At 65.5% G+C, this 20,678-nt stretch carries 19 protein-coding genes; 5 read left to right on the top strand and 14 right to left on the bottom strand.

What is annotated here, in order from left to right:
* Nucleotides 1–355: 355 nt before the first annotated feature.
* The 11 genes from U5640_RS12175 to U5640_RS12225 all read right to left on the bottom strand — a co-directional run bounded on the left by U5640_RS12175 (nucleotide 356) and on the right by U5640_RS12225 (nucleotide 14,107).
* Nucleotides 356–2,224 (bottom strand): DEAD/DEAH box helicase, encoded by a 1,869-nt coding sequence (locus U5640_RS12175; RefSeq protein WP_340375830.1) that lies wholly within the window; start codon nucleotides 2,222–2,224, stop codon nucleotides 356–358.
* Nucleotides 2,221–2,634 carry a hypothetical protein gene (locus U5640_RS12180; RefSeq protein WP_340375831.1) on the bottom strand — a complete coding sequence of 138 codons (414 nt, stop codon included), beginning with the start codon at nucleotides 2,632–2,634 and terminating at the stop codon, nucleotides 2,221–2,223. The genes U5640_RS12175 and U5640_RS12180 overlap by 4 nt, the downstream gene beginning before the upstream one ends.
* Nucleotides 2,635–2,828: 194 nt before the next feature.
* A complete protein-coding gene (locus U5640_RS12185; protein WP_340375832.1) occupies nucleotides 2,829–3,206 on the bottom strand; it encodes a hypothetical protein in 378 nt (125 codons plus the stop codon).
* Nucleotides 3,207–3,228: 22 nt separating this feature from the next.
* Nucleotides 3,229–3,543 (bottom strand): VRR-NUC domain-containing protein, encoded by a 315-nt coding sequence (locus U5640_RS12190; RefSeq protein ID WP_340375833.1) that lies wholly within the window; start codon nucleotides 3,541–3,543, stop codon nucleotides 3,229–3,231.
* A complete protein-coding gene (locus U5640_RS12195) occupies nucleotides 3,543–3,866 on the bottom strand; it encodes a hypothetical protein (protein ID WP_340375834.1) in 324 nt (107 codons plus the stop codon). Before U5640_RS12195 ends, U5640_RS12190 begins: the two co-directional genes overlap by 1 nt.
* 355 nt (nucleotides 3,867–4,221) lie before the next feature.
* Nucleotides 4,222–7,395: a hypothetical protein gene (locus U5640_RS12200; protein ID WP_340375835.1), complete on the bottom strand. Its 3,174-nt coding sequence runs from the start codon at nucleotides 7,393–7,395 to the stop codon at nucleotides 4,222–4,224.
* A gap of 65 nt (nucleotides 7,396–7,460) precedes the next feature.
* On the bottom strand, nucleotides 7,461–7,673 hold the full coding sequence (locus U5640_RS12205) for a hypothetical protein (protein ID WP_340375836.1): 213 nt from the start codon (nucleotides 7,671–7,673) through the stop codon (nucleotides 7,461–7,463).
* 7 nt (nucleotides 7,674–7,680) lie between these two features.
* Nucleotides 7,681–9,501: a phage/plasmid primase, P4 family gene (locus tag U5640_RS12210; protein WP_340375837.1), complete on the bottom strand. Its 1,821-nt coding sequence runs from the start codon at nucleotides 9,499–9,501 to the stop codon at nucleotides 7,681–7,683.
* Between the two features lie 1,354 nt (nucleotides 9,502–10,855).
* Nucleotides 10,856–11,248, bottom strand: a complete 393-nt coding sequence (locus U5640_RS12215; protein ID WP_340375838.1) for a hypothetical protein — start codon at nucleotides 11,246–11,248, stop codon at nucleotides 10,856–10,858.
* Nucleotides 11,249–11,429: 181 nt separating this feature from the next.
* Nucleotides 11,430–12,233, bottom strand: coding sequence for a CPBP family intramembrane glutamic endopeptidase (locus U5640_RS12220; protein WP_340375839.1), 804 nt, complete (start codon nucleotides 12,231–12,233; stop codon nucleotides 11,430–11,432).
* 20 nt (nucleotides 12,234–12,253) lie between these two features.
* Nucleotides 12,254–14,107, bottom strand: a complete 1,854-nt coding sequence (locus U5640_RS12225) for a DHH family phosphoesterase (protein WP_340375840.1) — start codon at nucleotides 14,105–14,107, stop codon at nucleotides 12,254–12,256.
* Between the two features lie 206 nt (nucleotides 14,108–14,313).
* Between U5640_RS12225 and U5640_RS12230 the strand changes: the two genes are divergently transcribed.
* Complete coding sequence (locus U5640_RS12230; protein ID WP_340375841.1) at nucleotides 14,314–14,652, top strand: Lsr2 family protein; 339 nt, start codon at nucleotides 14,314–14,316, stop codon at nucleotides 14,650–14,652.
* Between the two features lie 88 nt (nucleotides 14,653–14,740).
* Here U5640_RS12230 and U5640_RS12235 read toward each other — a convergent pair whose 3' ends face one another.
* From U5640_RS12235 to U5640_RS12245, 3 genes are all read right to left on the bottom strand, one after another.
* Nucleotides 14,741–15,235 (bottom strand): SLOG family protein, encoded by a 495-nt coding sequence (locus tag U5640_RS12235; protein WP_340375842.1) that lies wholly within the window; start codon nucleotides 15,233–15,235, stop codon nucleotides 14,741–14,743.
* Between the two features lie 111 nt (nucleotides 15,236–15,346).
* Complete coding sequence (locus U5640_RS12240; protein WP_340375843.1) at nucleotides 15,347–15,556, bottom strand: hypothetical protein; 210 nt, start codon at nucleotides 15,554–15,556, stop codon at nucleotides 15,347–15,349.
* Between the two features lie 1,166 nt (nucleotides 15,557–16,722).
* Nucleotides 16,723–16,905 (bottom strand): hypothetical protein, encoded by a 183-nt coding sequence (locus tag U5640_RS12245; protein WP_340375844.1) that lies wholly within the window; start codon nucleotides 16,903–16,905, stop codon nucleotides 16,723–16,725.
* 853 nt (nucleotides 16,906–17,758) lie between these two features.
* On the opposite strand from U5640_RS12245, the gene U5640_RS12250 reads away from it, so the two are divergent.
* From U5640_RS12250 to U5640_RS12265, 4 genes are read left to right on the top strand one after another with little or no spacing between them, the layout of a single operon-like run.
* Nucleotides 17,759–18,229 (top strand): hypothetical protein, encoded by a 471-nt coding sequence (locus U5640_RS12250; RefSeq protein WP_340375845.1) that lies wholly within the window; start codon nucleotides 17,759–17,761, stop codon nucleotides 18,227–18,229.
* 58 nt (nucleotides 18,230–18,287) lie between these two features.
* Nucleotides 18,288–19,586: a ParM/StbA family protein gene (locus U5640_RS12255; RefSeq protein WP_340375846.1), complete on the top strand. Its 1,299-nt coding sequence runs from the start codon at nucleotides 18,288–18,290 to the stop codon at nucleotides 19,584–19,586.
* The gene (locus tag U5640_RS12260; protein ID WP_340375847.1) at nucleotides 19,586–19,807 is read left to right on the top strand and encodes a hypothetical protein; all 222 of its coding nucleotides are present in this window, start codon (nucleotides 19,586–19,588) and stop codon (nucleotides 19,805–19,807) included. Before U5640_RS12255 ends, U5640_RS12260 begins: the two co-directional genes overlap by 1 nt.
* Nucleotides 19,804–20,562 carry an N-6 DNA methylase gene (locus U5640_RS12265; RefSeq protein WP_340375848.1) on the top strand — a complete coding sequence of 253 codons (759 nt, stop codon included), beginning with the start codon at nucleotides 19,804–19,806 and terminating at the stop codon, nucleotides 20,560–20,562. Before U5640_RS12260 ends, U5640_RS12265 begins: the two co-directional genes overlap by 4 nt.
* The last annotated feature ends 116 nt before the right edge of the window (nucleotides 20,563–20,678 follow it).

The raw sequence follows: 20,678 nt of genomic DNA on the forward strand, positions 1-20,678 counted from the left end.
CCTCTCCTCTCAATGACAGGGGAGCCTGCCAGACACCACTGACAGGCTCCTCGGCTGTTTGGGCTGCCTAGCCCTCGGACTCCCGCAGACCTCGCAGCTCACGGCTGAGGTTGGCGCCGAGCTTCACGAACTCGGCAACCTACTCCTGCCGCGGTTGCCGGGCCTTCTTGCCCTTGCCAGCCGGCTTGACCGGCGGGCGGTACAACTCGGCGTCCTCCGGGTTGCTGCTGGCGTAGGACACGGTGTGCAGCACCTGCATGAGGTACTTCCGCAACCACGCGTGTTCGGTGAGCGGTCGCCGCAGCGACGGTCCGGCTGTGGGATCACAACCGGGCCGTCGTCGGATGGGTGTGGGTTAGACCCGCTCGGAAGCCCAGAGGTCGTTGAGGTCCTCGCGGATCTCTTCCTCCAGGGCGGCGAGGAGTGCCTGCTCTGCGTTGAAGTCCCCGGAGACGGCCTCGATGAGGTCGTCCTGGACCTGCTGCTTGCCTGCGAGCACCGAGGGCATCCGCTCGTCCTGTGTGCCCTTGGCGATGAGCCGATGGACGGTCACCGGCTTCGTCTGGCCCGTGCGGAAGAGCCGGCCGTTAGTCTGCAGGTAGTGCTCGAGCGAGAAGGGCAGCGTGTACCAGATCAGCGTCGAGCCGCCGTGCTGCAGGTTCAGGCCGTGCCCCGCGGCGGCAGGGTGGAGCAGCATCACCGGGATCTGCTTGGCATTCCACCGGCGGACCATGTCGCGCGAGCCGTCGAAAGCCTGCGCGTCGATGCCGGCCTTCCGGAGCCGCGTGAGCAGCTGCTCCTTGTCGGACTTGAAGTGATAGGCGAGGAGCACGGGCTCGCCGCCGTTGTTCCGCACCAGGTACTCGGTCATCTCGATCTTCTTGTCGTGGATGACCTCGTACCGGCCCTTCGTGGCCGGGTCGTCAGGATCCGCGGTGTAGAGCGTGCCCGAGGCGAACTGCATCAGCTTGCTCGTCAGCACCGCCTGGTTCGCGGCAACGATCGATTCGACGCTCTGCGTCAGCTTCCCGTCGTCGTCGGTGTAGGTCTGCACGATGTCCAGGACCAGGTCGCGCTTGAAGTCCTTGTAGGCCTGGAGCAGGTCCGGCGGGAGCGTGACATTGACGTCCTGGATGCTGAGCGCCGGGAGCTGCAGGCTCGTGTTCTGCGCGCTCATCACCAGGTGTGAGATGGCCTGATGGATCTCAGCCTCGGCGTTTGCCGTGGGGATCCACTTCGCCGGCGTCGTAGTGCCGGGCACCATCTTCGGAGTAAACCACCGGTTGCGGAACGCGGTGATGTTCTGACCCAGCGTCTGGCCCTGGTCGAGCAGGTAGACCTGGCTCCACAAGTCGTGGAGACCGTTGGGGCTGGGCGTTCCCGTCAGTTCGATGAGCCGGGTCATGGCCGGGCGCACCGTCGCCAGGGCCAGGAAGCGCTGCGAGTCGTGCGACTTGAAACCCTGGGACTCATCGATGATGACCGTCTGGAAGGGCCAGATGATGGTGTTCTGGCCGTTGATGTTCTGGACCGGCAGCTGGTCGACCAGACCGAAGCGGCACTGAGCGCAGCCTGCGCCGGAACAGGTTCGGCAGTCATAGGCTTCCCATGCCACCAGGGCCGATTTGAGCAACTCCTGAATCCAGGCGCGGATCTTGGCCTTGGCGGGGACCCGGTTGTTGGCGTTGCCGGCGACCAGAGCGCGGTACTCGGTGATGACCTCGTCTCGGTTCAGTGGCCCCTGGGCCTGGAGCAGACCCAGGATCGCCGTCGCCTCCGGTGAGACGGTTGGGGCAGGCACTGCGCCCGGCACCGGCGTGATCAACTTCGTCTCCTGGGACGGCTGAGTCAGCAGCTCCTGGTTGATGAAGTACATCGTCGGCGGATCGGTGGCGACTTCCTGGAAGCGCTTCAGGCGCTTGGTCTTGGAGAGCTTCCTGTCGTTCTCGTCGACGATGAGCGACTTCGTCCGGATGGGGAAGCCCCACTTCTCGATCTCGTCGATCCAGGTGGAGCGGGCGATCGCCACGGGCGCTATGACGAGGATGTGCCCCATCGGGCGGACCGTCTGCAGGACACTGAGGGTCGTGAGCGTCTTGCCGGCCCCGACGCCGAGCCACGCGCCGGCGAAGGGGTGGTCAACGAGGAAGTCGTGGATCTGCTGCTGATGCGGCATCAGCGAGATCGGAGACGGAGCAGTAGCCGCGGTCATGTCGCTGGTCATCCCTTCTCTTCGAGTAAGTGTTCATTCGCTTTCTGCGGAGCCTCGGGAGTGATGCCGGAGTTCGTTCTGGTTGCGGGAACCGACGCGGCACAATCGAGGTGGACTCGCCGACGCGAGCCCAGAGCAACCGCAGTGCTGAAGGGTCGCTGGCAGACCTCGTATCTGAACTCCTGTGCCCGGGGCGTGTATTCGGCTTCAGTCGCGCGTATGACCTCGAATAGCGGCTGACCGGACTCGTCGAAGGTCATCTTCAGCGGCGCATCCGCGGGAAGGCTGCCTTCTTGGGCGTCGAACCAGGCGGTGAAAGCTGTGCTGTGCTGGATGAACGCCTGGGCCACCGTGATCTCTTGGGCCGGTCTGGGTTCCTGAGTGGTGTCCGACGATGGAACTTCAGCATGGTGCTCGGCCATGAGCCGGCGCATGTCGGCCCTGGCTCGCCCAGACGGCCCCGGAGGGTGCTCAGCACCCCGGCGTCTCCGTCATCCGTCGGCCAGCAGTTCATCCAGCAGGCGGAGGCTCTGTGCGTCCAGTCGGTTCCGCAGACGGCGTTCAGCCTGGAGCGGCGCCACCTTCTGAACGGACTCCCGGATCTTTCCGCTGTACCTCACGACGCGCCCCCGATGCCGTAACGCTCCAGCGCCGCGTCCACGCCTCGCCGGAACGACTCCAGGTTCAACCGAATGTCCGCCGGGACGGGCACGCCCCGGTAGTGCGGCTGCGGAACATCCCGGCTGCCGAACCCAGGGCCCCACTCCCCGGCCGGAGGGCGCTCGCTGTAGGGGTACGCCATCGGCAGCGGGCCGTCGTTGTGCGTGCCCCACATCTTGGCCGTGTGCATGGTCGGGGTGAGGGTGCCGGCAAGGCCCCGGCAGCGGTTGCAGGGGTAGTTGACGTACCGGACGTCCGTGTTCGCCCGCTGTCCGTCGCAGGCGGAGCAGTTCCACGTGCCGCACCGGCGGCACGCGTAGCGAGGCTCGCTCACGACGCACCTATGTATCTGTGGGTCATGGTGCTGCTCTCTGTTGGTTGGATGAGATCCTGAGGAGGTGCCCGATGAAGACGTCGATGCTCGGCTTGTCGTCGACGACGTGAACCTCGGCCCCGTGGCGGCGCAGCTTGGCGTGCGTGAGTTGTTGCAGCTTCCGCAGCTGGCCGCCGGGGCGCTTGACCTCGACGAACACGGTGCCGCCGGGGGCGACGACGATCCGGTCGGGCACTCCCCCGCGTGCCGGCGAGACGAATTTCAGGCACAGGAAGCCGTGCGCCCGGCACTGGCTGAGGAGGTAGTCCTCGATGGTGCTCTCGCGCGTGCGAGCCATCAGGGCTGTGTGTTCTCGTCCGAAGAGGCCGTCGGCGCACCGTACTTCAGCTCACCGGGCTCGACGAGCCGGAAGCCCGTGGAGTGCCTGCACATTCGGGAGACACTGAGGGTGGAGTGCTTCGTGCCGTAGTGATCCCGGACTTGGGCCTCCCCGTCCGCAACGGACTCGATGACGACGCGGCGCTTGTACTGCCGAGTGTCGAGGTCCTCCCAGATCTGCCCCCGGCGGACCAGGATGCCCTCGCGGGTCGTGTTCTTCTCCTGCTGGGCCTGTGCGTCGTCGTCCTGGGCGGAGGTGCCGGTCGGCACGGCATCGGGCACGATCTCGCACTTCTTCAGGAACAAGCAGAACTCGGTGATCGTCCGACGCTGCGCTCGATGATGGACCGAGCGCCGGAATTGGAAGGGTGAATCTACGTAAATGACCTTGGTCAGGACCCCGTCGCTTTTGCGCCGCCAGCGTTGACCGGGCTGGACTGGTTCGGTCGCGGCACTCACAACTCGTCGCCCCCCTCAACGGTGCGGACGGGAAGTGTGGTCTGGAACATGACGTCTCTCGCTTCTCTTGCCATGGCGAGCCAGACTCGCCTTCATCTCAAATTCGACTCGGGCACCGAGCAGCGTCGTGTCGACACGGCCCGGCACCCTGCGGTCCGATGGTGATGCGGGGAGCTGATCAGGCGGCGTTCTTCCAGTTCTTGGTGAACGTCTCGTCGAGCATCCGGGTGTAAATGTCGAGGTCGAGCGCCCCGATGAGCGGCTCGACTCGGGAGGCCGGCAGCGTGCGGAGATCGTCATTGACGACGACCACCGACCAGCACGGGTCGATGCCGTTGATCCGGCGGATCACGACGTCCTGGTCATCGGGCAGCAGCGTGAGGCCGTCGGAGGTGCTGGCCTCGCTGCGGTTCTTCGCCCACCCGTGGTGGCGCAGGATCTCCAGCGCGATCGGGTCACGTCGCACGCCGGCGCTGCCGGACTCGCGCCGCTTGCTCTGGCTGGCCGGGGTCACTTTCCATGCGCCGGCGTTGTGCAGGCTCACGGCACCGATTGTGCCGCCGCGGACGATGAAGACCCGGTTGACCATCTGCAGGGCTCGTGGGTTCACCAGTTGCGCATCGGTGTCCTCGTTGTCGTCACGGTCGGGCCCGGCGCTGACCGGGTCGGCGGCGAACGGGTAGGTGATTGATCCACGCGAGGCGGCGAGGACGTTCTGGAACAGCAGCAGCGTCCGCACGGGATCGGCCGGGTCGATCGCCTCCTCGATCATCTTGCGGCCCAGTACGGGATCGAACGGCTCGGCGAGAGCCTCCTCTCCCCTGCTGGCAACGGCCTGCAGGTAGCGGGCCAGGGCGAAGTCGATCACGGCCGGGTGGGCCAGCGACTTCGTGGGGGTAGGACCCGCGTGGCAAGCCAGCGTCCCGCCGGAGGCGGTGATGATCGGGCTGTCGGCGACGCTCCGGTCCTCACTGGGCGACTCCAGCTCGAGCCGGTTGTTCGAGTCCTTGCTGATGAGGAACATCAGCTCCGGTTCGATGTCGATACCGATGGCGGCCTGCTGCTCGGCGAGCACCCGGTTGTTGGTCGTCTCATCGAAACCATTCTCGCCGCCGACGACGGAGTAGAGGCCGTCGGTGTTCGTCGAGATGATCCGCGCGCCGGCCAGCGTCTGGGCCTGCCCGATCCGCCAGCTGAACAGCTGGCCGATGATCCGCATCGAGATGGTGCGGTTGTTCATCCTGATCGGGGTCCGGTGCGCGGCGTCAGCAGCTCCAGAGGCCGAGTTGAGGATCAGCTTCGTGCCGTTGCGCAAGGTCGTGAGCCGGGCCTTCTCCTCGGCGGAGATCCCCGGCTTCTTCATCTCGAAGCCCAGGCGCTCCTTCTCGAAGAAGATCGTCGTGTAGCGGTCCTCGCCCAGCTCGGGGTTGTAGAACGCCCTCATGTTGCGCAGCAGGTTCGGGTAGTAGCTCGTGAAGTCCTCGTGGATGACGAGGCCTGCCGAGGTCCGTGCGAACTTCGGGTGCAGCTTGGTGGATTTGTCGGCCTTCGCAGTGAACAGCGTGGGGGCCTTCTTCGCCGGCTCATCGCGATAGATGGCCTTGACCGCCGAGGTGACGGCCAGGACGATCTTGCCGTCGAGCACGGTCCCGTCGGCCAGGCGCACGTGCATCGCCTCGGTGTCCGGGCGCTGAGTGTCCAGCAGCTGGGCTGGATCCGGCACTTGGGCCTGCGCACGCGCGAGCTGCTCGGCCTGGTCCGGGTCGTCCCTTTTCGGCTTGCGGTACTTCACCTTTTTCGGGTCCGAGCCCAGCAGCACGAGCCGCTTGTCGACGGTCGTGCCGTCGGGCAGCGCGAGCAGGTTGTGCTGGCGCTTGGCCTCGGCGACGAAGTCCTTCGCGTCCGGGTAGAAGAGCTTGGCGAGGCCGATCATGGCTGCCTGTTCCCGGTGTTCGAAGGAGTCGGCGTCGAAGACTGTCATGTCTGCCTCGGCTCCGTGGATGCCGCCGGTGCTGAACGTGGCGAAGCACGACGACGGAGAGGCGTCACGGTGGAAGTAGGGCACGTTGTTCGGTGTCTTCGGCAGCTCGCGCAAGGACTTGGCCGGGAGGTCGAACAGGTCGCGGTACTCCTCGGAGTCGTTGAAGTTCTGTCCCTCGATCGAGCGGTAGTAATTGACGACCTGTATGAACTGGCGGTGCGCCTTCGCCTGTGCCGGCGTCGCGGCTGGGTCCTTGGCAGGGTCGGGGGCCACGTTGTCCTCGAAGAAGCGCACGCACTCGTCGAGAACGTTGACCTGGGAGATGCCCTGCTCCTCGGCCACCTCTTTGGCCGGATAGAGGAACGACACGGCCTCGATGTCGTTCAGCGAGGTGTACGGCGCGAGGATGCGGCCGACGAACTTCGCCGAGGACGAGTCGATGGTCAGGCGGTCCCGGCGCACCGAGCCGTTCTTGGCGTAGACGGTCTCGGAGTACTGCGCCAGCAGGCCGGCCTTGAGGTCGAAGTTGCTGGCGTAGGCTGGGTGCTGGAAGAGCTGGGCCAGGCCCAGGCAGTCGGAGACGTTGTAGGCCAGCAGCTCGTAGAGATCCTCGATCGTGGCGATCGAGGTGTCGTGGCTGAGCTTTTCGGACTCCTTGATCTGGCGGCCGAGCATCCCGAGCAGGCGCTTGAGGCTCACCTTGGTCTGCAGCTCGTTGAGACGGGCGACGTCCAGGTGCCGGCCCGAGTGCATCATGGCGCGGCGGATCTTGGCGGCCGGGCCGTCCCAGCCGAGGTAGCCGGGCATGTACTCGGTGTGCTCGTTGAACAGCTTGTCGTTGTGCTCGCGCATCTCGCGCGCGGTGGTCGGCTGGACAAGACGACCGGAGTGCGGAGCCGGGAAGGTCTCCATCAGGTACAGCGCGAGCATGGTCATGTCGTAGTTCAGCGAGTTGTACCCGGCCAGGAACGGGTGCTTCAGCGGGTCGTACTCGGGATCCGTGTCGCAGACCGGGCGCAGGCTCGCCGGATAGGACGAGACCTCGCTGCGGTCGTTGACCTGGTCCGCGTTCGAGAGGCCCATCAGCTCGGCGAGGCGGAGGTTGCCCCGCTCGCCGCGCAGGTTCCACAGCTGGACGCTCACCGCGGGCAGGCCCGGGTTGGAGCGCACCACGGCTTCATAGAGTGCCTGCGGGTCCACGGTGTCGGAGAGCTGCTGGTTGTCGGCGAGGAAGAAGATCTCCAGGTCGTCGACGGCTCTGCCGGGCCGCGGGGTGTAGGCGCACAGAGTGAAGACGTCCGGCAACGACTCGATGTCGTAGAAGGTGAAGCGCGCCTTCGAGGCCGTGACGGGTGTTCGCTGTGTGGTCATGATGGGGGTCTCCTTTCGTCGGTCCGACCATCACGGCCGGCGTCTGGGAGGAGGCGCGCGTGGCCTCAGAAGGAGTCGTGAGGAGAGCGCCGGTGCAGGGCATCCATGCACCGGGCCTTCTCCACGGGGTCTGCCGTGATCTGCGGGCGGACGATGAGGTTGGTGATCCGCTGCTCGCGCGCGTCGTCGGACATCGCCGTGATCAGGCGGCCCTGGCCGCGGGCGAGTTCGAGTACAGCCTGGGTGAGTTCGCCGACTGCGCCGGCAGTTTTGACCACGGCTGCATCAGTCCTGTTCGTCAGTGGTGTCGCAGGTCGAGGCGGATGCGCCCGTGTGCCGGAGCAGTCCGCGGTAGTTGGCCTGCAGCGTCGGCTGGGATTTCTTCTTCGGGTCGCTGCCGGTGTAGCCCGGGTGCATCCACTTCTTCAGCTCGTACTCGGCGATGAGCACCTCGGGGTCGCTCATCATCTGGCCGGGCCGGATCTTGCGGTTCTTGTCCGGGCAGTGCCACAGGGCATCCGGCCGGACGATCGCCACGAGGTCGGTGATGAACTGCTTGTTGCTCACAGGCGAGCCCGACGGCGAGACGTCGGCGAACCACGCCTTGTACAGGTCGTAGAGAAACGTGAACGGTGCCAGGTCCCAGACCAGCCGCCCGCGAAACTCCTCCCAGAAGGCGCGCACGGGGTCGTTGACCTCCTTGTACTCGGCCAGGACTTCCTTGGTGGCCACCGGCTCTGAGAGCTGGTAGTAGTCACCCGGAGATGACGCGCCGGCACGGTTGATCGCGTACCAGAAGACGTACTCCAGGACCTCGCGGCGCTGGAGGTAGTCGTCCTTGATGTACTTCTTCTCGGCTCCGGTGAAGCTCTTGGTGAAGGGCACGAAGAGCTGCCGGCGGTAGAACGACTCGGACTTGTCCTTCACACGCGGGAACTCGTTCAGGCACTGGACCATGAAGCCGAAGAACTGGTAGGCGATCGGCATCCGGTACTTGCGGTTGATCTGGATGACGTCGTTGGTCACGATCGCCTTCAGGTTGGCCGCCTTGTCGATGAAGGTGCCGACATCGTTCTCATCGACGATGATCGCGTTGGCGCGCACCAGCGGTTCGAGCGCGAAGTCCTTGCCGAAGTCCGAGAGCGGAATCGAGGTATGCGCGCCGCTGCCGACGAGGTTGCGCATGAGCGCGCAGAGCGTGCCCTTACCGTTGTTGCCCTGCTCGGAGTAGAACCAGGCGGTCTTGCCCCAGCGCACGTGCGGCCGGATGATCGCGCCGATGATCTCCCAGATCAGATTGGCGAGGCCCTCGTCACCGGGCTGGTCGAAGAGCTCTTCGATCCAGGCGACGACTTCCCAATCTCCGTCCTCAGGGTGCGTGATGACCTGCTGCGGGGCGTCGTCGACGTAGTCGACGTCGTTCTTGGTCAGCAGCACGATGGCGGGGTCGAAGGGGTGGACCTGCTTGGGCTCGAAGTGGAAGTCCTTGCCGAAGATCGTGACGTCCAGCGGCTCGGTACCGTAGAAGACGATGCCGTTGCGCGCGGCGATGAAGTCGCGGTTCGTGCTCTGGTGCCGGCGCGGGCTGTCCTCGCGCAAAACGGCCAGGACCTCGGCGAACTCCTTGAGGGTCAGCTGGGTGTTGTACATGCGCGCCGTGGTGCGGATGTCGTCCTCGCTGGTGGTGTACGTCCCACGCGCGCGGCCCGCGGCCTGGTACATCGCCAGTAGGTCGTACTCGCGGTCGGTGTCCTTGGCGTTGGGCGCGATCCGGATGACGTGGTGCAGACGCAGGAGGATCTGCGCGACCTGCCAGTACGTCAGATATCTCGGCAGGGGGTACTTCTCGGCGGCCGCGGCCGCCTTGAAATTCTCGGCCTTGATGACGCCGCCCACGATCGCCAGCAGCTCCTTCTCCAGCACGCGAGGCGTCGGAGGATCGGTCGGGTCGATCTGGTCGAGGTAGGCGGCGGTGACGTAGGTGACGATCTCGTTCTGCGGAGCCATGTCGTCGCGGGTCGAGAAGTACCCCATGACGCTGGCCAGGACGTCGGCGACGGGGTTGGTGCGCGGTCCGGCGTTGGAACCGGCGGCAGGTACGGACATGAGGGCATCAGGAGGCGTCATGTTGCTGCTTTCTCGATCGTGATCGAGTTCCTGCCGGCGATGAGTGGGAAGCCGATTGGACTCGTAATCGAATGGAACGCGATCTTGACCCTACGCCACCCGAGTGCTCTTTTGCAACGATTGGACTACCAGTCGATAAGAGAGTCAAGTGATGCACTGAATGGCAGTCAATGGAAGCCCGAAAGGGCCACTGACAGGGCCCGGAGAGAGCGCGACCGTCACGCCCATGCCACACGCGTCGCAAGCCCGGGTGGGACGTGAGAACCCGCGACTCAGTCGGGCACATGCCCCACGGAGTCGCTGGCTTCTCGTGCTCGACCACGCGCCCGCGGGCGGCGTGAGCCGCCCGGCCCGCGGTCGAGGTCCGGAGGAGTTCTTCTGACCGGCCGGGCCAGCTGCCACCAGAGCATCGACCGGACGCTCTCCAGGGGGATCCCAAGAGCCACATACCCTCTAAGGGTATGTGAGGCGTGTACCACTTGACGTGGTACACCTGTTTTCCCAGGTCAGAGCGAGAAATCCGGGAGTCCGAGAGCAAGCTGTACCATGTGGCATTTTCTACGTGGTACAGGTGTTTGCCCAGGTCATGCGAGGCTTACATACCCCCCGTACCACTTGTACCAGGAAATAGAGACTAGATACACACGCAGGGGGGATAAGAGAGCAGACTGGCGAGCTGGGGCTGGAGCCGCCTGGATCGCTCCCGAACGCGCCCTCCATGTAAACGGTCAAAAAGACGTGGTACTCGTGGTACATGGGCGGGAAACACTGACTGACCAGGCAAAACGTCGTACCACGTCGGCGATCCCACGTGGTACACCCGATGCGGGAAAGAGCCTCGCGGTACAGGTGTTTGCCCAGTTCAGACGCGGTTTTCAGGGGTGTACCACTTCTCGTGGTACAGCTGGCAGCTCGATGCGCCCAGCCCCCTGGCGACCAAGTCGAGGCGGACTTCCACGCCGAGCCGCCGTGCGGCTTCCAGGCGGCGCGGCCGAGCCTCAGCGGGACTGGAAGCCGCATGGAACATCCTCGGCATCCTGAGGCTCGCAGAAGGCTCCTGACGCGTCCTCCGAGCGCGAGTCAGAACTCTGTCCGAGTCGTTCGTCCATGAGGCTCTACTGGAAGCGAGAGGGTATTTGACTGACATTCATTGCTCATTGCGAGTGATGCACGACAGCTGCTATCTTTGACGCCAGGTGATCGATGTTGCACTGGAACGTGGAAACAGAGAGGCCGGAGAGCATCCCCGTGGGAAGGGAGCTCTCCGGCCTCTTTGCATGTGCTGATGAGTGCGAGGCGTGGATGGCGCGAATCACCCAGGGGTGACCGTGCTTCAGCCTCGCTGGTGTCCCGCATTGGGGGACTCGGGACTGCGGCTACGGGATCGCTCGTCTGCTTCGACGACGTAGAGGATCTCGTAGGAAATCGTGGTGTTGAGGTTGAGCCGGTTCTTGCTCTGGTTCTTCTTCATCGTGATCTTGCGGAAGCCGCGAACGGCCTCAGCGCGATCGAAGAACCGGCGCAGCCTCGAGTTCACGCGCTCACAGGCCTGTTCGGCCGTGACGCCCATGTCGGAGATGACGAAGACGTGCGTGTGACCGCGGTCGAAGGTGGGCTTCTCACCAGTGTCGAGGTCCAGACGGATCTTCGCACGGCTGATGTCGAGCGTGTCGGGACGGACGAGCTTTCCTCGTGAGTCGTACGTGCAGGTGCTGACGATAGCCATGATGAGATCCTCTCCTCTCCTGATGAGTATGACTGAATAGTTACTTTCAGTCACACCCCCGGTGACCGGAGCACCCCGGTCACCACGAGCATGCCCTCCGCACGAGGGACCGGCGGCTGAAAGGCCGCCGGGTCCCGCAGGGAGGGCACCATCGTTTTTCAGAAGAGGCTGAGTATCTCGATCACTGCATCGCGGACTCGTCTCCCGCGCCCTGGACTGCGCCTGGCGCAGTCCCGCCGGCGACCCGCCGGTAGAGCCCTAAGGCACAACCAGCAAAGGCCAGGCACAGGAACACCGCGGAGACGGGGTTCGCCAGAGCGCCGAGCGCCTGCGCTGGGACAAGTGCGGCAGCGAGGTTGAAGCCCAGGTGCAGGAGCACGCAGGGCCACAGCACACGCGTGCGTTCGTAGACCAGGGCCAGGAGCACCGCCAGCGGCAGGGTCGAGGCGAACTGCACGGCGTTGCCGTGCACCAGGCCGAACACCGCGGCGGTGACCAGCGTTGAGACGAGGATGCTCACCCGCTTGCGCAGCAACGGGTAGATCAGCCCTCGGAACAGGGTCTCCTCCCCTGCGGGAGCCGCGACGAGGGTGAGCAACAGGGTCACCAGGGCTCCAGCCGCGTGCCTGGTCCGGTTCGAGGCGTCGAAGCCGGCGGATCCGACCGTGACGTAGATCCACAAGGCCAGCGACTGGCCGGCGAGGAAGGCCAGGACCGCGCAGCCGAGGACGGTCCACCCGAAGCGTGGGATCTCCGGCCTCGGCCGCGGCCCCGGCGCATGCGCGAGCCACCGGGGCCGCTGGATCCTCATCGAACCGACCAGGACGACGACGAGCATGCTCAGGACGGTGGTCGCAACGATCGGCTCTCCGATGAGGCGGACTGCGAAGGTGCCGAGGCTGAGGTAGACCGCGACGGCGGCGAACGGCACGAGGACGCACCACCCGATGCCGAGCAGACGCGAGGTGATCGGTGACGTCGTCAAGGTCTCCTCCTCTACGGGGCTCAAGCCGCCGTGGTGATCTGCTCGTTGATGACGGCCTGGACGCGGGTGTCGCCGCGGAAGGTGTTCAGCTGCAGCGTCGCCGTGAAGCGCAGCGTCCCGAGCTCGGTGCGGCTGGCGCGCTGCACGAGGCCCCGGAGCATGTCGAACTTCTTCTCGGCGACGTTCCACCACAGGCAGGACAGGCCGGACCGGGTGACCAGACGCAGGTGCTGTGATTCGGATCCGATCCGGTCCACGCGCAGTCCCAGGGGCTCGATCGCGATCTCGATGACCGGAGCGGTGAAGCCGTGCCCGAAGGGCTTGAGCCCCTCGGTCCGGCGCACCAGCTCGAACAACGGCTGCAGGTCCTCGAGGCCGGCGTCGCAGTCGGCGTCCGGGCCGAGCACGAGATCACCGTTCGGTCCGTCGGTGCTGACGGCGAGCAGGGCGACCTGTGTGGCTTCCTGCAGCACAGCGACGAGGTCGCCGAGCTTCTCGGCTTTCGCGACGCGGACGCCGCAGGCCTGCTGGTGTCCGATGGCGCTGAGTCCGTCGTGCGGTTCCAGGCTGGTGATGATGTCGAACCAGCCCGGCGCGCGACCGGAGCCGCTGACGAAATCGTCGGGACTGACGGGGCGGTTGACGACGACGACCGGGTGGCCGTTGAGTTCCATCATCCGGTTGGCCAGGAGCCCGTACATGCCCGGGTAGGCGTCCGAGAAGTACACCCACGGGGCCAACGGCTGGTCCCCGGTGGTGAGTTCTTCCATGTGCTCGATGACCAGCTGCTTGCGCAGCTCGTTGCTCTCGATCACCTGGTGGGCGACCTTGAGCTTGACGTCAGCACCGGCGGCCGTGAACACCGCGAAGCACGGCTCAAGCGGGGCCCCCGTGCGGCGCGGGCTGTTCATCGCCGGGGCGAGGTAGAAGCCGAAGAGGCCCTCGTCGAGGTCGTCGACGTCTCGGATCTTGCCGATCTGCGCGAAGGCCTTGAGCATGATCGCGAAGCCCTCGAAGGCCCGGAGGAAGACCGGGTGGTGCGGCTCGGTACGCAGCAGTTGCATCAGGATCGACTGCTCGATGTCGATGGCATCGGGATCAGCGTCGAACCCACCCCAGGGATTGGGGATCGTCTTCGGCGCGGCGACGCGCAGCAGGCGGGCAATCGAGATCGCATCGCGCACCAGCTGTCGGTTCTCGTACAGCACGGGCATGACGTCGGAGACGGTGCCGAGGCCGGCGAACAGGCGCAGCAGGTGGATCTCCCAGAGCTTCTCGGGCCGGTGCACGCGGGCGTAGGCCTCGATCACCTGGTAGAGCACGTGGGCACCGCAGATCCCGGTGTGGGCGTAGGTCTCGTCGATCCGGCACGGGTTGACGGTGATGTCCGCGGTCGAGCCCGGCGCGAGCTCCTCGTGGTGATCGGTCACCAGCGTCGTCCAGCCCAGGGCACGCGCGGCGGCGATACCGCGGTGGGAGTTCACTCCCCCGTCGCAGGTGAGCAGGACCCGCGTGTCGGGCCACTTTGCGTGGATCTCGGCGATGTCCTCGGGCGTGAGCTCGTGGCCGCGGCGGTAGTCGGGCAGGTGCAGCTCGACGTCGAAGCCGAGCTCGGACAGGCCTGCGTAGCCGAGGACTCCGGAGGAGATGCCGTCCATGTCGAAGTCGGGGGCGATGGTGATCTTCTTGCCCGTGGTCCGGGTGTCATGAAGGGCCTCGACCATCTCGGCCAGGTCCAGGAGCTCGTCATGCTCGGTGGACTCGATCTCCTTCAGGTACTGATCCGACCACCCCCTGCGCTGGCACAGCAGCTCGAAGAGGTCGGTGTCCTCGTCGGTGAGCGAATGGTCGTCGACGGTGTGGAGCGTGGACATGGTGGAGGCCTCTCGATCGGGGTCTTGGTCGGTGGGGAACGGGGTACGAGACCCCCTCGCGGCACTGTGATTTTAGCAGTGACATTCACGCCCTCTGCTCTTTTCGCAGTAATTCTGAGTCTCATTCGGGCCCTCAATGGCACACTTATCGCGAATGACCGCGACAGACTTTCCAAGGTCCTTGCGTATCGGCTACTCTCGCTGGTATGGCCATTCGAAGCATTGTCGAGTCGGATCTCAGTGGTAAGCCGGATGCGGCTACACAGATGTTCGGCTTGGGTGACACCTGGTACGAAATCGATCTCACAGCTGAGGAGCAGAAGAAGCTTGAGGAAGCGCTGAAGCCGTACCTGAAGGCCGGCCGGAAAGCTGGGAAGACAACGCCAGTCAAGAAGCGAGTCGTACCCGAGACGACTGCCGAGGAGCGCGACAAGATCCGCGAGTGGGCCAAGAAGGAGGGCTATGAGTTCGCGGAACGGGGACGCATCCCGAAGGCAGTCATGAAGGCCTATGACGAGGCACACGACATCGATCGGAGCAAGTAGCGCTGAGCCTGGTGTTCGCCTCCCGGCCGACTCCTCCCATCCGTCCCTGAAGGGCCCTGCAGCACACTGCAGGGCCCTTCGTGCGTCATCAGAACGGCGACAGCGACGGATGGAGCACAGTGGCCGTCTCGATCCCCGCGGCTCGCGCGCGAGACCTGCAGTGGATCGTGCCGTGCGAGAAGTGCCCCGGCGTATGCGGCATGAGCTGCTCCTGGTCTCGCTGCGGGCATCCGGACTTCCGGCAGAGGTCGAGGAAGGCCGTGCACAGCACCTGAGCCCCGGCCTCGCGGAAGACCTGGGCGGCGTCGACCATCTCCTGGTTGCGCTGAAAGCCGGCCCGCTTCCCATGAGCCGACCAGTCGGCAGGGAAGGTGATGATCTCGAAGCCGACGGCCCGCCACAGGCGCTCGGCCATAGCGTCGGCACCCTCGGGGCAATGCCCGGAGAGGAGCACCGGCCGGGTGACGTTCTTGGGACCCCAGTCGCGCCAGGCGTCGTCGAACGCCGAGCGCATGCTCTGCTCGTCGTTCCAGCTGCGGGAACCGGTGACGAGGACGACGTGCGAGAACGATTCTGGAATCATTTCAGCAATCATTCGAGTCTCCTCTCCTTATGACTCGGCGGTCTCCACAGCTGGAGTCGAGAGCTGTGGCCACGATGTCTGGACAGGCGCAGCGGCCTGCATGTCGCTGGCTCATACCGGCCGACTGGTACTGGGCTCGATGACGGCCAGGTCCTTCTCCCGGTGGAGCTCGACGCGGATCTGATCGTCATCACACATTGGCATGAGGTGGACGGTGTACATCCCGTCATCGCTGCGGGAGACGTGCACGGTGACGACCGTGCCGTTCTCGCCGTTGGTGAAGTCGACGTTGCCGATGTCCCCGGCTTCGCCGGAGCGCATCACCTCGGCGACAGCTTCGCTGTTCGGTTGCCACAACTTCGGCCCGTAGCGGGCTCCGGTGTCGTAGCTGGAGATTTCGGGCTGGGACTGCGTCCTGGTGGCGCCTCCTCGTGGACTCGGGTGCGGGTGACGACCATCGAGTGCGGACCCCGGTGGGGTCCGTGTGATCTCGATGTTCGACCCAGCTCCCGTGCCAGCTTTGCTGGCTGACGACTCGGAAGATCTTACTGGCGCGATCTGCTCCCGGATGGATCGCGTGGCGAGCCGTCGCACGGGTCGTCACTTCTCGCCTGAGCCAGGCGCGCAGCGCCAGGCGATCCACCACTGCTGCACCCTTTGCCGCTGTCCACATCTGTGGACAACTGCAGCGGGGCAGTGGTGGGGTTTCGTCTCTCAAGCGCAGCGCTGGGCATAGCCGGAGAGAGCGCCAGCGACCGACGGACCGGCGAGCGAAGCGATCGGTGGAACCCGTCGGCTATGCCGACTAACACGTCCTCGGAGCACAGCGGAGAGGCCGAGCGAAGCGAGGGTCCGCAGGACACGTGTTATCAGGTTCCCTTATGCCCTTTTGCTTCCTTGCCGTCGTCCTCGCTGTTCCACGGCTGGAGCGTTAGCGGAAGCCTGGAACATCAGGGGAAACGGTCCGTACCCTCTTGACCCGTACCCCTCCTCTTCTTCCGCGTAGCGGGAGTACGGGTCTGGCCGTTTCGCCTGGTCATTGCATCTTCTGGCTGTACTGCTGTTTTGCCGCCCGTGATACGGCCGTACCCCCATGCCGATCCGTCCTCGTGAGGCACGAGCGAGGCGGGGGTACGGGTCTGCTCCTGACGGGGCGCAGCCCCGGTTCATCACTCTGGTGCCGTCGGCGGCACAGCCTTCGCCGCCCAGCGGATCCGCCCTCTCGCGACACCGTCGCTTCGGCTGTGGATAACGCTCTGCTCCACCGCTCGCCGCGGCGGCGCAGCCGGCCTCGCCCCGTCGCGTTGTGCTGGCTGCGCCGACGTGGATTCACCTCGCTCCGGTGCTGCCGCGGCAGCGTGCCAGCACTTTATGCACCGCGTCCGAGGCGGGCGTTCTGCACTGTGTCGACGACGCACGTTCCGGCCCCGGGCTGTGCTCCGTCTCGCGCTTGCGCGGCGAGCCCGGGGTGGTCCTTCGTGGACGCATCAGAAGAAGAGAGGCCCGACTGCTGCGACCATCTGCTCATCGAGCGAGCCGAACGTCTCCAGCGTCATCGGGCCGTTGTGGGATTCCTCCAGGGGCTGCTTCCGCAGCAAATGCCTCTGCTCTTCCTCCACCCCACAGGCCTTTGCTGCGGAAGCAAGTCGTTCCTCGCCCTCTCGCTGCATGCGGGGCCTACTCCCCTCCGCGCCTTCTCCCTCTGCTCTCCTCCGCGTGACCACGACGACTTGATGACGCCCCTGCACCGACCGTCGCAACAGCACTGCTCCGGTGGTACGCCGCCGGCGGTTCCGGTCTCGCTCCGCCGGCTGTCCGCGGCTGGTTCGCCGTGCCCACCGACGGGCTTCGACAAGGGGGTGCAGTCAGGCTTCCCGGCCCCATGGGACAGTCGCGAAACGGCGTCTCCCCCGCGTCTATGAGGTGACTCATCGGGACACTCCCGAGACGCGACAGAGACGCAGATAAGACGTCGACTGGTAGCAGTGAGCTTCTCAGAGTCCCGCGCGTGTCCCCTTGTTGTTTCTCCCGCGCTCCGGCTGCGCTGCTCCGGCGTCGCCCCCGGTGCTCTTTGAAGACTCTCCCGTGCAGGGGTGCCGGGTGACGTCTCCCAAGAGACACAGACCGGACGCCAATGGGACGCCGCAGGTACTCCAATGCGGCCTTCTTGGATCACTGTCGGTACGGCGGGCGCCTCGGAGGCGTCCAGCGTGAGCACCCATGGTGTCGCGGATGGGGCGCAGAAGCGCATGGCTTCGGCGACTTGCGTGCGGCCGCCCCAGGCGGGGGCACTGCGGCGTCCCGTAGGTGTCCCTGCCAGCACTCGATAGGGACACCACTGGCACCCTACTCGCGTGTCGAATGGGACTTGCATAGGACTCGATAGGGACGCTAACGTGAACTCGCATCGATTCCCATTCGAGAGGAAACGCGAAGGGCGGTGAGTCCATGTGACAGAGCGAGAGACATCCGGCGAACGACCGGATGAAGTGCAGGAGCGAGTGGCAGGGCGAGGTGAGTGCAATGGCGAATCAGTCGGGTGAACCTCGCAAGGTCCGCTGGACCGTGCCCGCTGCCGACACCTCGGTGATCGAGTGGCTCGATCAGCAGGAGAACATCTCGCAGTCGCTGCGACTGCTCATTCGGGAGTCCATTCAGCGCGACGGATACGTCGACGTCTACTACAAGCCCGTAGAGCAGCTGCCGCGTCGCGGCCGGCCGCCGCTGGAGAGCATCGAGCAGCGCGAGGAGGACGAAACAACAGCCGAGCACCGCCCGGCCGCCAGGCCGGTTCAGCCGCAGCCGCAACCCGTGGTCAACGACCAGGCCGACGCCATCGTCGAGAAGACAGCACCAGCGCCGGTAGCCCAGCCCGAGCCGGTTCCCGCACCGGTTGAGACGGCCGAGGAGCCCGCGGCAAGCGCCCCCAGCGCATCGCCGGAGCCGCCGAAGCAGGCATCCATCGACGAAATCATGGCGAGTACTCGGCGCTGAGTGACGCGGTGAATTTCATTTTCCAGGCAGACAACACAGACACCGAGGGACCGAATTCATGAGCGCCAACAGCAACGACATCATCACTCTCACCGGCGGCATCGACGTCGGCAACGGCTACGTCAAGGGCGTCATCCAGAACACGAAGCAGGGGACTTTCGACGAGATCGATCTGCCCAGCGCGGTCGTCTCGACTTCCCGCACCTCACCGAAGGTGCCGCTCCCCGACGCGGATGCGGCCTCCGTGCTGGCCGGCGACTTCTACAATCAGATCGACTGCTCGCTCACCACTCCCCTGGTGGCGGCGTCGGACCGCCGGATCTTCGGCCGCGCAGCGCTGTCTGTGCGTGGCTCGAAGTTCACCGAGTTCGAGGTGTTGGGCAAGCACTCCAAGGCCGATCAGGAGCTGAGCAAGGTTCTGGTCCTGGGTGTCTTCGCCGCGAAGGCCCTGCGCGACTACGTCCGCGAGAACGGCGCGCTGCCCGATCACGAGCTGCGCGTGCAGGTGCGCGCCGGCCTGGCGCTGCCGATCTCTGAGTTCGTCGCGCGTCGCCACGCCTACGCCGCCGAGTTCATCGGTCTGCTGGGCAACGCGGATCCGACGGTGCACCTGGTGACGATCAAGAACTTCAGCACTCCCGTCTCGGTGCGTCTGCAGTTCGTCGACGTCCAGGTGATGGCCGAGGGCGCCTCCGCGCAGTTCGCCATCACCGACAAGGGCGAGCCGCTCGCACAGGCCCTGCTCGATGATCTGCGCGCCCGTGACGCGTCCATCGTGGAAGGTGTCTCTGCCTCCGATCTGGTGGCGGTGCAGAACACCATCGGCGTCGACGTCGGCGAGGGCACCGTGAACTTCCCGGTCTTCACCGACGGCCGGTTCAACCCCGAGGCGGCCGACACCCTCGAAGAGGGCTACGGCACCGCGCTGATGAACGCCATGGAGCGCATGAGCGAGTCCGACGCCACGCTGCAGTTCTCCTCGCGCAAGCAGCTGGCCGACTTCCTCCACGCGGAGCCGTCGGTGCTGGTGAAGAACCGCCACCAGCGCGCCGCCGGCTTCGTCGAGGACGAGGCCAGCTACCTGGTCGACGAGATCGTCTCCTCCTTCGGTGACGTCCTCTCCCAGGCCGGCGCGACGACTGAAGTTGTTTACGTCTACGGCGGCGGCTCGGGCCCGATCAAGCACCTGCTGCACCCGGCGCTGCTGAAGGCCGCCGGCGATGTGCCCGTGCTCTACCTCGACTCGAGCTACTCGCGGCACCTGAACCGCGAGGGCCTGTACATCGCGGCGCGCCACGTCGAGCAGCAGGCCCTCGCCGCGAAGCCCGCGGGCAAGCGCAGTAAGGAGGTGGCCTGATGTGTGAGGCACTGGATGCGACCTCGAAGGCCGAGGCCGAAGAGATCAGCAGCCGCATCGAGTTGTCGGACGAGATCGTGCTCGCGTTCTTCCGTGATGGGGCGCTGGTTCCGCTTCGCGAGCAGGCCCGGCAGAAGCCACTCGGGTCGGATGAGGAGCTTCCGGGCTCCGCCGCAGTCCTCACGGTCGGCTCGAAGAGCAGCCTCGAGCCGGGCGTATGAGCGGCTACCGCGAGATCGTGAAGTTGCTGGCGGCGAACACCGGCGCGAAACGGATGAGCGAAGTCTTCGACAACTTCGTCGAGATGGCGGCGCTGGCTCTGCGCAACGCCGTGGACGTCCGCGGGAGCGAGGCCTGGGAAGCGCGCGAAGGGCAGTACCTCCAGATCGCCAGCCGCTACAGCAGAACAGAGCTGGACCGCTTCGCGCACGCCCTGGCACTGGTGACCACGGAGATGCAGCGCGAGCCCTGCGACGTACTCGGCCGCCTCTACATGGAGTTGGAGCTCGGCAACGAGCGGCTCGGCCAGTACTACACTCCCTACGACATCGCCCAGCTGATGGCCGAGATGCAGATCGACTCGGTGGTCGAGCAGGTGCAGAGGGACGGCTTCGCCAATGTGTACGAGCCCGCCTGCGGCGCGGGCGCGTTCATCATCGCCCTGTCGCAGGCGATGCTGGAGCACGGCCTGAACCCACAGACGCAGCTGCATGTGACGGCAGAGGACATAGCACCGCAGGCCATGCACATGATCTACGTCCATCTGACGCTGCTGCACATCCCGGCGGTGGTGCGCCGTCGCGACGTCCTCACGCTGGAGACCTTCGAGTCGTGGCCCGCTCTCGCTCATGTCCTGGGCGGTTGGAGCCGGAAGCTCAGGCTGGCCCAGGCGGTCAATGGATCACGGCGGCTGATCATCGCGTCGTCTCAGGGGACCACCGAAAAGCCCACTGATGCTCTGGAGGTGCAGCGATGACGATCACGCAAGAACGAAACCGATCTCTCTGGCAAGGGAACTTCACGTGCCCGCCTTCCTGAGGCAACCCGTACACGGACCAGCCGGCCCTGACAACAAGGGTTGGAATCGAGTCG

It is taken from the genome of Streptomyces sp. SS7 (assembly GCF_037993025.1).
In the GTDB taxonomy this organism is placed as follows: Bacteria; Actinomycetota; Actinomycetes; order Streptomycetales; family Streptomycetaceae; genus Streptomyces.